General features: G+C 68.2%; 8 protein-coding genes. 3 read left to right on the forward strand and 5 right to left on the reverse strand.

Annotation, left to right across the window (positions count from 1 at the left end; translation table 11 throughout):
* Positions 1 to 3108 (forward strand): efflux RND transporter permease subunit, encoded by a 3108-nt coding sequence (locus DEH84_RS11835; RefSeq protein ID WP_109037034.1) that lies wholly within the window; start codon positions 1 to 3, stop codon positions 3106 to 3108.
* Here DEH84_RS11835 and DEH84_RS11840 read toward each other — a convergent pair whose 3' ends face one another.
* Complete coding sequence (locus DEH84_RS11840) at positions 3109 to 6624, reverse strand: transglutaminase family protein (RefSeq protein WP_109037035.1); 3516 nt, start codon at positions 6622 to 6624, stop codon at positions 3109 to 3111.
* Between the two features lie 103 nt (positions 6625 to 6727).
* The gene (gene fabR / locus DEH84_RS11845; protein WP_109037036.1) at positions 6728 to 7432 is read right to left on the reverse strand and encodes an HTH-type transcriptional repressor FabR; all 705 of its coding nucleotides are present in this window, start codon (positions 7430 to 7432) and stop codon (positions 6728 to 6730) included.
* 132 nt (positions 7433 to 7564) lie between these two features.
* On the opposite strand from fabR, the gene DEH84_RS11850 reads away from it, so the two are divergent.
* Positions 7565 to 8665 (forward strand): ferredoxin reductase, encoded by a 1101-nt coding sequence (locus DEH84_RS11850; RefSeq protein ID WP_109037037.1) that lies wholly within the window; start codon positions 7565 to 7567, stop codon positions 8663 to 8665.
* Between the two features lie 13 nt (positions 8666 to 8678).
* Positions 8679 to 9800 carry a fatty acid desaturase family protein gene (locus tag DEH84_RS11855; protein WP_109037038.1) on the forward strand — a complete coding sequence of 374 codons (1122 nt, stop codon included), beginning with the start codon at positions 8679 to 8681 and terminating at the stop codon, positions 9798 to 9800.
* 81 nt (positions 9801 to 9881) lie between these two features.
* Here the strand turns inward: DEH84_RS11855 and DEH84_RS11860 are convergent, their stop codons facing one another.
* The 3 genes from DEH84_RS11860 to zwf all read right to left on the reverse strand — a co-directional run bounded on the left by DEH84_RS11860 (position 9882) and on the right by zwf (position 13151).
* Positions 9882 to 10853 (reverse strand): glucokinase, encoded by a 972-nt coding sequence (locus DEH84_RS11860; RefSeq protein WP_109037039.1) that lies wholly within the window; start codon positions 10851 to 10853, stop codon positions 9882 to 9884.
* A 34-nt stretch (positions 10854 to 10887) separates the two neighbouring features.
* Complete coding sequence (gene pgl / locus DEH84_RS11865) at positions 10888 to 11595, reverse strand: 6-phosphogluconolactonase (RefSeq protein ID WP_109037040.1); 708 nt, start codon at positions 11593 to 11595, stop codon at positions 10888 to 10890.
* Between the two features lie 83 nt (positions 11596 to 11678).
* The gene (zwf, locus tag DEH84_RS11870; RefSeq protein WP_109037041.1) at positions 11679 to 13151 is read right to left on the reverse strand and encodes a glucose-6-phosphate dehydrogenase; all 1473 of its coding nucleotides are present in this window, start codon (positions 13149 to 13151) and stop codon (positions 11679 to 11681) included.
* Positions 13152 to 13340: the final 189 nt, after the last annotated feature.

Here is a 13340-nt window from a genome sequence, read left to right on the forward strand (position 1 = left end):
ATGAGCGTCAACGTCTCGTCCTGGTCGATCCGCAACCCGATCCCGGCCATCCTGCTGTTCATCATGCTCACCCTGGTGGGCCTGATGGGCTTCAGCCGGATGAAGATCCAGAACTTCCCCGACATCGAGCTGCCCTCGGTGGTGGTGACGGCCCAGCTGCCCGGCGCCTCGCCCGCCCAGCTGGAAACCCAGGTGGCGCGCAAGATCGAGAACAGTGTGGCCACGCTGCAGGGCGTCAAGCACATCTACACCACGGTGCAGGACGGCCAGTCGACGACCACGGTCGAGTTCCGCCTGGAAAAGCCCATCCAGGAAGCCGTGGACGACGTGCGCGACGCGGTGGCACGTGTGCGGGCCGATCTACCCGCCGAACTGCGTGACCCGGCCATCTCGAAGATCAACCTCTCGGGCCTGCCCATCCTGACCTTCACGGTGGCCTCGCCGCGCATGGACGACGAGGCGTTGTCCTGGTTCGTGGACCACACCGTCACACGCCGGCTGCTGTCGGTCAAGGGGGTGGGAGCGGTCTCGCGCGTGGGCGGTGTCACCCGCGAAGTGCGCGTCGAACTCGACCCCTCGCGCCTGCTGGCCCTCAACACCACGGTGGCCGATGTGTCGCGGCAGCTGCGGGCCATCCAGCAGGAGGCCTCGGGCGGCCGGGCCGACATCGGCGGCGCCGAGCAGTCGGTGCGGACCATTGCCACCGTGCAGTCGGCCGAAGAACTCGGCGCCATGTCGATCAGTTTGTCGGACGGGCGCCGCGTGCGGCTGGACACCGTGGCCAGCGTGCGCGACACCGTGGCCGACGTCCGCAGCGCCGCCTTCCTGAACGGCAAGCCGGTGGTCGGCTTCGAGGTGGTGCGGGCGCGCGGCGCCGGCGAAGTCGAGGTGGAGTCCGGCGTGCGCGAGGCATTGGCCCGCCTGCAGCAGGAACACCCCGACATCACCGTGACCGAGGCCTTCAACTTCGTCGATCCGGTCAAGGAAAACTACACGGGCTCGATGCACCTGCTGTACGAGGGTGCCGCGCTGGCCGTGATCGTGGTCTTCCTCTTCCTCCGCGACTGGCGGGCCACGCTGGTGGCCGCCGCCGCCCTGCCCCTGTCGGTGCTGCCCACCTTCGGCGTCATGTACCTGTTCGGCTTCACCGTCAACGTGGTGACGCTGCTGTCGCTGTCCATCGTCGTGGGCGTGCTGGTCGACGATGCCATCGTCGAGATCGAGAACATCATGCGCCACCTGCGCATGGGCAAGACGCCCTACCAGGCCGCGATGGAGGCCGCCGACGAGATCGGCCTGGCGGTGATCGCCACGACCTTCACACTGATTGCCGTCTTCCTGCCCACCGCCTTCATGAGCGGGGTGGCCGGCAAGTTCTTCGTGCAGTTCGGGTGGACGGCCGCGATCGCCGTGTTCTTCTCGCTGGTGGTGGCGCGGATGCTGACGCCCATGATGGCGGCCTACATCCTCAAGCCGCCGCGCCACGCGCACCGCGAGCCCTTCTGGATGGCGCGCTACCTGGGCTGGGCACGCTGGTGTCTGAAGCACCGCCTGCTGACGGTGTTGCTGACCATCGGCTTCTTCGTGGCCTCGATCGCCATGGCGGGCCGGCTGCCCACCGGCTTCCTGCCGCCAGACGACCTCTCGCAGACGCAGGTGACGCTGACCCTGCCACCCGGCAGCACGCTGGCCCAGGCGAAACAGCTGGCCGAAGAGGCGCGGCGCATCGTGGCGGCCAACCCCAACGTGAAGCTGGTCTACACGGCCATCGGGGCCGGCAAGGCGGGTGGGGATCCCTTCACGTCGGCCGGCGCCAGCGAGGTCAGCAAGGCCACCCTCACGGTCAACCTCACCCACCGCAGCGAGCGCCCGGGCCTGACCAAACAGGACATCGAGGGCGAGATGCGCGAGGCCCTGCAAGCCCTGCCCGGCGCCCGCGTGCGCGTGGGCCTCGGCGGCGCCAACGACAAGTACATCCTGGTGCTGGCCGGCGAAGACGGCGAGGTGCTGAGCGCCCACGCGGCCAAGGTCGAGCGCGAGTTGCGCACCCTGCCCGGCATCGGCAACGTCACGTCGACGGCCAGCCTGGTGCGCCCCGAACTGATCGTGCGGCCCGACTTTGCGCGGGCCGCCGACCTGGGCGTCACGGCCAGCGCCATCGCCGACACGCTGCGCGTGGCCACCGCCGGGGATTATGACCAGAGCCTGTCCAAGCTCAACCTGGCCCAGCGTCAGGTGCCGGTGGTGGTGCGACTCCCCACCTCCGCGCGCGAGGACATCGAGCTGCTGCGCCGCCTGCCCGTGCCCGGTGCGCAGGGCGCGGTGCCGCTCTCCAGCGTGGCCACCATCGCCCTCGCCAGCGGCCCCGCCCAGATCGACCGCTACGACCGCCAGCGCAACATCAACTTCGAGATCGAGCTGAACCAGCAGCCGCTGGGAGCCGTGGAAGCAGCGGCCCTGGCCCTGCCCAGCCTGCGCAACCTGCCCCCCGGCGTCACGCAGACCACGGTGGGCGATGCCGAAGCCATGGGCGAGCTCTTCGCCAGCTTCGGCCTGGCCATGCTGACCGGCGTGCTGTGCATCTACGTGGTGCTCGTGCTGCTGTTCAAGGACTTCATCCAGCCTGCCACCATCCTCACGGCACTGGTGTTGTCGGTGCCGGGTGCGATCGTCGCGCTGTTCATCACGCAGACGGCGCTGTCCATGCCGTCGATGATCGGCCTCATCATGCTGATGGGCATCGCCACCAAGAACTCCATCCTGCTGGTGGACTACGTGATCCTCGCCCAACGCGAGCAGGGCCTGTCGCGCTTCGAGGCCATTCTCGATGCCTGCCACAAGCGCGCGCAGCCCATCATCATGACGACCGTCGCGATGGGGGCCGGCATGATGCCCATTGCGCTGGGCATCGGCGTGGACCCGAGCTTCCGCGCGCCGATGGCCATCGTGGTGATCGGCGGGCTGATCACGTCCACGTTCCTGAGCCTGCTGGTGATCCCGGTGGTGTTCAGCCTGGTGGACGGCGGCATTGCCCGCACGAAGCGGCTGGTGCGCCGCGCACGCGGCGCTGCCGGAGAGGCAGAGGCCCCGCTGCGCGAGGTGAACTGATCAGCCCTGTCGGGCCACCCGCAGATCCAGCGTCAGCGGGTGCTCGAGGCCGGGCTGCAGCGGCTTGAGGTTCATCAAGCCGGGCGTGTGGCCCATCCGGAAGAAGCGCGCGAGCCGCCGGCTCTCGGCCTCGTAGGCGTTGATCGGGAAGGTGTCGTAATTGCGGCCGCCCGGGTGCGCCACGTGGTACTGGCATCCGCCCACCGAGCGCTTGAGCCAGGTGTCGACCACGTCGAACACCAGCGGCGCATCGACGCCGATGGTGGGATGCAGACAGGCAGGCGGCTGCCACGCCCGGTAACGCACACCCGCCACGAACTCGCCCACCCGGCCGGTGGGATGCAGCGGCAGGATGTGGCCGTTGACCGTGATGACATGGCGGTTGCCATTGAGCCCCGAGGCCTTGACCTCCAGCCGCTCCAGCGACGAATCCACGTAGCGCACGGTGCCCCCGATGGCGCCCTCCTCGCCCATCACATGCCAAGGCTCGAGCGCCCCACGCAGCGTGAGCTTCACGCCCGAGGCCGCGAAGTCGCCGATGAAGGGGAAGCGGAACTCGAAGTGCGGCGCAAACCAGGCCGGGTCGAAGTCATAGCCGGCCATCTCGAGTTCGGCCAGCACATCCGCAAAGTCCTGCTGCACGAAGCTGGGCAGCAGGAAGCGGTCATGCAGGCCCGTGCCCCAGCGCGTCAGGCGCTGCGCGCCGTGGCCCTGATAGGGCTCGCGCCAGAACCAGGCCACCAGCGCACGCAGCAGCAGCTGCTGCACCAGGCTCATGCGCGCATGGGGCGGCATCTCGAAGGCGCGCAGCTCCAGCAGGCCCAGCCGCCCTGTGGGGCCGTCTGGCGAATAGAGCTTGTCGATACAGAACTCGCTGCGGTGCGTGTTGCCCGTGGCGTCAATCAGCAGGTTGCGCAGCATGCGGTCCACCAGCCACGGCGGGCACTGGCCCCACACGCCCATCTGGCGCTCGATTTCCTTGAGCCCCACCTCCATCTCGTAGACCTGATCCTGGCGGGCCTCGTCGATGCGCGGCGCCTGGCTGGTCGGCCCGATGAACAGGCCCGAGAACAGGTAGGACAGCGACGGGTGGTTGTGCCAGAAGGTCAGCAGTGACGGCAACAGATCGGGCCGGCGCAGGAAGGGGCTGTCGGCCGGCGTGGCCCCGCCCAGCACGAAGTGGTTGCCCCCACCCGTGCCCGTGTGCCGGCCATCGACCATGAACTTCTCGGTCGACAGGCGCGTCTGGTGCGCGGCCTCGTACAGGTACTCGGTGTGGTCCACCAGCTCGGCCCAGTTCGAAGCCGGGTGGATGTTCACCTCGATCACACCCGGGTCAGGCGTGACCTGCAGCACCTTCAGGCGCACGTCGCGCGGCGGCGGGTAGCCTTCCAGCACGATCTGCACGCCCTGTTCGGCGGCCGTGGCTTCCACCGCGGCCAGCAGGTCGAGGTAGTCGTCGAGGCGGCTCAGCGGCGGCATGAACACGTACATGACGCCCCCGCCCTGCCCCGCCGACTCGACCTTCGGGCCATTGGCGCGGTCGGGGTTGCGCACCTCGACGCACAGCGCCGTGCGCGTGATCCAGTGTGCAGATTCATGGCGGGCCGGCATGCGGGACGGATCCGCCTCGGTCGCCAGCGCGGCCCCCTGCGCGCCGGCTGGCGGGTTGGCCGCCAGATGGCCCCACTCGCCATTGAGCCCCGGCACACGGGACGCACCGTCGGCAGCCTGCCCCTGAACGGACACCGCCCCGCCCTGCGCAAAGCCGCCGCCCACCTGATGGGCCGCATACTGGGCCCGCAGCGCGGCCGCGTCGGCCAGCGGCGCCTTGGGTGCAAACGGGTCGTGCGCATGCACATAGGGGTAGTCGGCCTCGCTCACCCACGGCAGCGAATCCAGCGGCAGGCGGTAGCCCATCGGCGAATCGCCGGGCACCAGGTACATGCGCTCGTCCCGGAAGAACCACGGCCCGGTCACCCATTTCGGGCCCGCCATGCCCACGCCTTCGTCGCGCTTGAGCGGCAGGACATAGCCCACGCGGTGATCCAGCCCCTGGCCGAACACGCGCCGCAAGCGCACACGCTCCAGCTCGTCGTCCAGCCGCGCCTCCAGCGGGTCGACGTTGACCGGCAGGCGGCGTTCGCGCCACAGGTAGTACCAGGTGTCTTCGTAGCCGGTCTGGATGTGGCCCGGGCCGACGCCCAGCTTGTGGCTCAGCGCCTCGATGAAGCGTCTGGCATCGTCGGTGGTGTAGCGGGGCGCGTGGCGCTCGTCGGCAAACAGGCTGGCGTCGTGCCAGCACGGCTGGCCATCGGCACGCCAGAAGATGGAGAGCGCCCAGCGCGGCAGTTGCTCGCCTGGATACCACTTGCCCTGGCCGAAATGCAGGAAGCCACCCTCGCCATACCGAGCGCGCAGCTTGTGAACCAGCTCGGTGGCCAGACCGCGCTTGGAGGGGCCGAGGGCATCGGTGTTCCACTCGGCGCCATCGCGGTCGTCCACCGACACGAAGGTCGGCTCACCCCCCATGGTCAGGCGCACATCGCCCTGGCTCAGTTCCTGATCCACCGACGCACCCAGCGCGCCGATGGCCGCCCACTGGTCGTCGGTATAGGGCCGGGTCACCCGCGGCGATTCGTAGATGCGGGTGATCGCCATGTGGTGCTCGAACGCCACCTCGCACTCATCCACCGCGCCGGTGATGGGCGCCGCCCCGGAGGGCTCGGGCGTGCACGCCACCGGGATGTGCCCCTCTCCGGCCAGCAACCCGGAGGTCGGATCCAGGCCGATCCAGCCCGCGCCGGGCAGGAACACTTCGCACCATGCGTGCAGGTCGGTGAAGTCGACCTCGGTGCCCGAGGGGCCGTCCAGCGCGGCCACATCGGCCTTCAGCTGGATCAGGTAGCCTGACACGAAGCGGGCCGCCAGCCCCATGTGGCGCAGGGCCTGCACCAGCAGCCAGCCCGTATCGCGGCACGACCCCGATTTCAAGGTCAGCGTCTGCTCGGGCGTCTGTACGCCGGGCTCCATGCGCACCGTGTAGGCAATCTCGCGCTGCAGACGCTGATTCAGGCCCACGAGGAAGTCGATCGTGCGCACCTCGGATCGGTCGATGCTGTCGATGAAGGCCTTGAACGCGGGCGTGAGCTCGGCCCGGGCGAGATAGGGCTGCAGGTCGTGCAACGAGGCCGCGTCGTACTCGAAGGGAAAGCGCTCGGCGTAGGGCTCGAGGAAGAAATCGAACGGGTTGTAGACCGCCATCTCGGCCACGAGGTCGACCGTGACCTTGAAGACCTCTGTCTTGTCGGGAAAGACCAGCCGCGCCAGATGATTCGAAAACGGGTCCTGCTGCCAGTTGATGAAGTGCGCGGCCGGCTCGACCTTGAGCGTGTACGACAGGATGCGGGTGCGGCAGTGAGGCGCTGGCCTCAGGCGCACCACCTGAGGTGACAGGGTGACCGGGCGGTCGTAACGATAGTGGGTGACGTGATTCAGGGCAACGTGGATGGACACACGACTCTCCGTAGGGCCTGCACCCATGGTGCAGAGACCGTGTGACACGAGCAAGTTGCGGGCCACCAAGTTGGTGCACCCCGTTCGGCACCTGGCCGAGGGTTCAGCGGTCGGGGCGCTCGGCGGAGGCCGCTATGGCCTGCGTGCCTTCCACGATCATGCGCACCATGATGACCATCTGTTCGGTCACCTCACGCTGCCGCGCGGGGCTGAGGTCCATCGCCGTGGCGCCCATCGCGAACACCAGGCGGGTGATGGCCTTGGCCGTCAGCGCAGGCTCGTGCAGCCCCGTGCGCCCGGCGCGGGCCAGACGGATCAGGTCCAGCCGGAGTTCTTCCTCAAAGAAATTGAGCTGCCGGTCAACCGCCTGCTTGAAGGCGTCGGAACCCACCGAGCCCTCGCGCAGCAGGATGTGCAGCAGCTTGTCGTCGGCCTGCAGCTGCTCCATGAAGGCCTCGACCGAGCTGCGCACGACGCTGCCCTCACGCCGCGCGCGCCGGCGGGCCTCGCCGATGATCTGACGGAGCGACTCGCCGGCCCGGTCGATCAGCGTCACGGCAAGCTCGTCCACATCGCGGAACTGGCGATAGAAGCTGTTCGGCGCGATGCCGGCCTCACGCGCCACCTCACGCAGGCTCAGGCTCGACACGCTGCGGTGCGGCCCCAGCAGCTTGAGCGCGGCCGTGATGATGTCCTCGCGTGAAATGACGGCCTTGCGCCCGGGCCCGGCTGACACCGACGCGACAGAGGCGGCAGCCAGTTCCGAGACAGAAACGAGACCGGGTACCGGCGAGGAGAGTGTTGTCATGAAGCTGGGTTAGAACTGACCGACATCATACGGGCCCGAATTAATGCACACGTGTATAGACAAATGTTCTGACGTGCGTATACTCGGTGGCAAGTTCCTGATCTGTGCCCGTTCGAAAGGCCACCCGACACCGTGTCTGTATCCGCTTCCGGCGCGCGCGCGCCCTCCACGCTGGGACGGCTCATCGAGCCATTCGTCGCCCCCGACGTCTTTGACTTCTGGGTGGGTCACCTCAACCCTGCGTGGTCGTGGTCGCGTCCGCTTGCCAAGGTGGTGGAGCGCCGCGTCGAAGCGGCTGACACCGTCACCCTGGTGCTCAAGCCCAACCGCCACGTCGGCCGCTTCCAGCCGGGCCAGCACGTCAACGTGAGCGCCGAGGTCAACGGCCGGCGCACCACGCGCAGCTACAGCCTCACCGGCATCCCGCAACGCGACGGTCGCTTCAGCCTGACCGTCAAGCGCGTCGAAGGCGGCAAGCTCAGCACCCACCTGTGTCGCGACGTGCGCGTGGGCGACGTGCTCGAGATCGGCCCTGCCTTCGGCGAGATGCTGCTGCCCGCCCAACCGGAGGGCCGCTGGGTGTTTCTGGCTGCCGGCAGCGGCATCACCCCGTTGATGAGCCTGACGCGGGCCCTGGCCGCGCAGAAGATGCCGGTCGACACGACCCTGATCTACTGGGCCAAGACCCGCGCCGAGCTGTGCTTCCTGCTGGAGCTGCAGGGGCTGGCCCGACGCTTCCCCAATTTCCACCTGCACATCGTGCTGACACACGAAGCCCAGTTGATTGCCGGCGAGCACAGCGGCTTCATCAGCACAGAGCAGTTGGCCGAGCTGGCCGGTGACTTGTCGGACGCGCAGGTGTATGCCTGCGGCCCGAGCGGTTTCGTCGACACCGCCCGCACCCTGACCGAAGGCCGCGTGCGCCGCTTCCTGGCCGAGGGCTTCACGCCCACCCAGATCGACGCGACCGACGCCACCACCGTGCGCGTGCAACTCACCCGCACCGGCCGCACCCTGGAGGTGTCGACCGGCCAATCGCTGCTGGAGGCCCTGGAAGCGCACGGCGTGAACCCGCGCTCTGGCTGCCGCATGGGCGTGTGCCACACCTGCGTGTGCACCAAGCGCGCCGGCACCATTGAAGACATCAACACGAAAGAACAGAGCACCGAGGAAGAAGGCCAGGTCCGCATCTGCGTGAGCCGCGCCCGCACCAACGTCACGCTGGACCTTTGAGGAGCCCACGACCATGAGCACCACCTCCCTGCACCGCACGCTGAACGCAGAAGAGATCGAGCGCTTCGGCGCCGAGATCGACGCGCTGCGCGCCCGCACCGTCGCCGACCTGGGCGAGAGCGACGCCCGCTACATCCGCCGCATCTACAAGGCCGTGCGCTACACCGAAGCGCTGGGCCGTGTCCTGCTGATGGCGGCCTTCTTCCTGCCGGAAGGCTGGCTGTTCCCGGCCGCTGCGCTGGGTGCCGTCATCCTCGGCATGTCCAAGATCCTGGACAACATGGAACTGGGTCACAACGTGATCCACGGCCAGTACGACTGGATGGGCGACGCCCACCTGCAGGGCAAGCACTTCGAATGGGACATCGCCGGCACCAGCGACAACTGGCGCAAGACCCACAACTTCCGTCACCACACCTACACCAACGTGCACGGGATGGACGAAGACCTGGGCTACGGCGTGCTGCGCCTGTTCCCCGAGCAGAAGTGGCACCCGGCCCGCCTGGGCCAGCCCATCTACGCCATCATCTTCGCGCTGCTGTTCGAGTGGGGCGTGGCCATTCAGGACCTGCGCCTGGGTCGCTGGCTGTCGGGCCGCGTGTCCAACAAGCAGATGTACCGCATCTCGCACCCCGCGCTGCTGAAGATGCGCCGACAGATCATCAAGGACTACGTCGTGTTCCCGCTGCTCGCCGGGCCGGGCTTCCTCACCGTGCTGGCCGGCAACGCCGTGGCCAACGTGATCCGCAGCATCTGGACCTACACCGTCATCTTCTGCGGCCACTTCACGACCAACGTCGAAACTTTCCCCAAGAGCGTGTTGAAGAGCGAGACGCGCGCCCACTGGTACCTGCGTCAGGTGCGCGGTTCGTCGAACCTGACGGGTGGCAAGCTGATCGACCTGTGGACGGGTAACCTGAGCCACCAGATCGAGCACCACCTGTTTCCCGACGTGCCGGCCAACCGCTACGCCGCCATGGCCGTCGAGGTGAAGGAGATCTGCGCGCGCTACGGCCAGTTCTACAACACGGGCTCGATGGTCAAGCAGTTCAGCCAGGTGATCTGGCGCATCCTGCGGCACTCGTTCCCGAGCTCACCGGCCCGTGTGCGGCGCTCGGCCCAGCCCGCCGCCTGAAGCCCATCTCTTCAAAAGCAAACCCGCCAGCAGGCGGGTTTTTTTTGGGCAGAACGGACCGCGCGCGGTGGCGTGAAGCGCTCAGGCGCGGCTGGCGCCGATCAGGGCCGGGTAGGCCGAATGGATCACATACACAGGGATGCGGGCCAGGTAGGCCCCGAAACGACCCTTGCTTTCGAAGCGGGCCCGGAAGGGCGAGTGCAGGAAGAAGTCACCGAGTCTGGGCACGATGCCACCCCCGATGTAGACGCCGCCTTGTGCCCCCAGCGTGAGGGCCAGGTCGGCCGCAACCGTGCCCATCATCGCGCAGAAGGTGTTGAGCGCGGCCACGCAGTGCGCGTCGCTGCCGTCCAGGGCGTGCTGGGTAACGTCGGCAGGGCTCAGGGACTCCGCTGTCGCCCCTGCCAGCCGGCAATGCGCCTGGTACAGCGCCTGCAGCCCCTGGCCCGACAGCGCGCCGCGCTCGGCTGAGACATGGCCGGGCAGCAACGCGCGCAAGGCGCTGAGCACACGCGCCTCTTCTTCGTCGAAGGCGGGCAGCGTGACATGGCCGCCCTCGCCTTCCAACGGCACCCATTGCCCCGTGCCCGGCACCGGCACCAGGCCCGACACGCCCAACCCCGTGCCCGCGCCCAGCAGCGCCTTGGCCTTGTCCGGCATGGGCTCGGTGCCGCCGACCTGTACCAGATCGGATGCCGGCAACCCGGGCAGCGACAAGGCGAGCACGGTGAAGTCATTGAGGAAGCGCAGCGATTCCAGGCCCAGCGCATCACGCAGCGCGCTGATCGAGAACGCCCAGTGCGCGTTGGTCAGCGCGATGTGGTCATCCAGGATGGGGTTCGCGATGCCGACCACGCCCGAGCGCGGGCGCATCCCGCCGGTGTGCGGCAGCACGTGCGCGAGGTAGTGCTCGATGGCCTGCTGGGGACCGGCAAAGTCCTTGCACGGCAGGTTGACGATGTGCTCGATGGGGGCATCGGGCGCTTGCTGGAGAGCGAGGCGGGCATTGGTGCCGCCCACATCGCCAAGCAGACGGGGGTAACGGGCAGACATGGTCAGGTCGGGGTCGGAATGGGCAAAGCCGACGTCAGTCGACGTGGAATACGTGCACGGGCACGCGGTCCTGCTGGAAGACGATGCGGATGGGCAGTTCGGCGATCTCACCCGCTGTCGCCGCCTGCTCCAGCAGGGCGCGCTTGGCCGCGCCGGTGCAATGGACCACGGCACAGCGCGTGTCGAGCAGGGCCCGGCGCGTGAGGGTCAGGCGCGGCACCGGCACATTGGGCAGCGCAGGCGCCCCCACCGGCAGCGTCAGCGGCGCGTGGGCGTCGTCCAGCGCCGCATCCAACTCGGGCGCATGGGGAAACAGCGAGGCCGTGTGTCCGTCGCCGCCCATGCCGAACACCGTGACCTCGGCGGGCCACGGCAGCTCGGTCAACTCGTCCTCAATGGCGCGCTGGCCGTCGGCGGGCGACGGCGCCTCGCTGCTCACGGGCACGAACGTGGCGGCCCCTGCAGGGCCCTGCAGCAGATGGGCGCGCACCAGGCGGGCATTGCTGTCGGCGTGGTCATGCGGCACCCACCGGTCGTCGGCCAGGGTCACGACCACGCGAGACCAGTCCAGCGGCAGCTTGCTGAGTGCCTCGAAGAAGGGAACAGGGGTGCTGCCGCCCGACAGCACGAGCAGCACGCGGTCGCGCTCGGCCAGGCCGGCCTGCAGGCGGTCGGCGGTGAAGCGCGCCAGATCGGCCGCCAGCGTGGCGGCATCGGCGGCGGTGTGGTGGTTGTGTTGCATGGTGTGTCAGGGCCCGAGGGTGAAACGGCAGCCAGAACGGGCAATCGCGGTGCCCGTCCGCGCCGCCGTGCGCGGGAATGCAGTCAGATTTCTTCATGCCAGGCCAAACCATCTCGCCCCAGCAGTGCACTCGAGGACGCCGGACCCCACGTGCCCGCCGTGTAGGCCTTGGGGCGTTCGGTGCTGGCTTTCCAGGCGTCCATGATGGGCTCGACCCAGCGCCACGCGGCTTCCTGCTCGTCGCGGCGCACGAACAGCGTCAGGTTGCCACGCATCACATCCATCAGCAAGCGCTCATAGGCATCCAGCCGGCGTGAGCGGAAGGTCTCGGCAAAGTCGAGGTTCAGGTGCACGGGCTGCAGGTGCATCACGTCGCCCGGCTGCTTGGCCAGCAGGTGCAACTCCACCTTTTCCTCGGGCTGCATGCGGATCACCATGCGGTTGGGGTTCAGGCTGTCGGCCGTCTGCCCGAAGATGGAATGCGGCACGCTGCGGAAGTTGACGACGATCTCGGCCACGCGCTGCGGCATGCGCTTGCCGGTGCGCAGGAAGAAGGGCACGCCGGCCCAGCGCCAGGTGTCGATCTCGGCGCGCAGGGCCACGAAGGTCTCGGTGGTGCTGCCCGGGGGGATGCGTTCCTCGTCCAGGTAACCGGGCACCGGCTTGCCGCCCGCCGCCCCGGCACGGTACTGGCCCCGCACGGTCTTCAGGCCCACATCGGCGCCGGCAATGGGCCGCAGCGCCCGCAGGATCTTCAGCTTCTCGTCGCGCACGGCATCGGCCGAGATCGATGCCGGCGGCTCCATGGCCACGATGCACAGCAGTTGCAGCAGGTGGTTCTGGACCATGTCGCGCATCGCGCCCACCTGGTCATAGAAGTCACCGCGTGACTCCACGCCCAGTTCCTCGGCCACCGTGATCTGCACGTCGCGCACCGATTCGCGCCGCCACAGTGGCTCGAACAGCGCGTTGCCGAAGCGCAGCGCCAGCAGGTTCTGTACGGGTTCCTTGCCCAGGTAATGGTCGATCCGGTAGATCTGTTGCTCGCCGAAGAAGCCGCCCACCGCATCGTTGATGGCCTGCGACGAGGCCAGGTCGTGGCCCAGTGGCTTTTCGAGCACGACGCGGCTGCGCTCGGTGTTCAGGCCGCGCTGCGCCAGTTGCTCGCAGATCGTGGCAAACAGACGCGGCGCGGTTGACAGGTAGAACACCCGCTCCCGCTCGGGCGCGGCCAGCAGCATCGACGCCAGCCCCTCGTACGAGGCCGCATCGGTGGCGTCGACGCAGGCGTAGTCGAGCAACGCGGCGAAGCGATCCCAGGCAGCGACATCGAATGCCGCGCCGAGGCACGCCGCCACGCGCTGCTGGGCAAGCGCGCGGAAGGCATCGCGGTCCAGCGGCTCGCGCGCCACGCCGATGACACGCAGCCTGGCCGGCAGCAGGCCATCATGCTGCAGTCGGATCAGCGCCGGCAGCAATTTGCGCATGGCCAAGTCACCCGTGCCACCAAAGATGACCAGGTCCAGTTCGGGAGCAGCTTGCAGTCGTGTACCCATGTTTCCTCGGGACGTCGCAGAACAATGTAGTAATACTACTTCATCAGCAACCACCCACACACTGGCGCATACGGCGGGTTATCCCTGGCATTCGCGCCCGTCGCCATCTTAAACATCCTGCGTCGGAAGGGTCGGGCTGGCAAAGCACATGAAATTTCGCTACATTGGGTGCTCTGCCAGTCCACGCGT

The organism is Aquabacterium olei (assembly GCF_003100395.1).
Taxonomy (GTDB): Bacteria; Pseudomonadota; Gammaproteobacteria; order Burkholderiales; family Burkholderiaceae_C; genus Aquabacterium; species Aquabacterium olei.

Coding starts and splice junctions, on each gene's coding strand:
- DEH84_RS11835 (WP_109037034.1), top strand. CDS start 1: ATGAGCGTCAACGTCTCGTCCTGGTCGATCCGCAACCCGATCCCGGCC.
- fabR (WP_109037036.1), bottom strand. CDS start 7,432: ATGACAACACTCTCCTCGCCGGTACCCGGTCTCGTTTCTGTCTCGGAA.
- DEH84_RS11855 (WP_109037038.1), top strand. CDS start 8,679: ATGAGCACCACCTCCCTGCACCGCACGCTGAACGCAGAAGAGATCGAG.
- DEH84_RS11860 (WP_109037039.1), bottom strand. CDS start 10,853: ATGTCTGCCCGTTACCCCCGTCTGCTTGGCGATGTGGGCGGCACCAAT.
- pgl (WP_109037040.1), bottom strand. CDS start 11,595: ATGCAACACAACCACCACACCGCCGCCGATGCCGCCACGCTGGCGGCC.
- zwf (WP_109037041.1), bottom strand. CDS start 13,151: ATGGGTACACGACTGCAAGCTGCTCCCGAACTGGACCTGGTCATCTTT.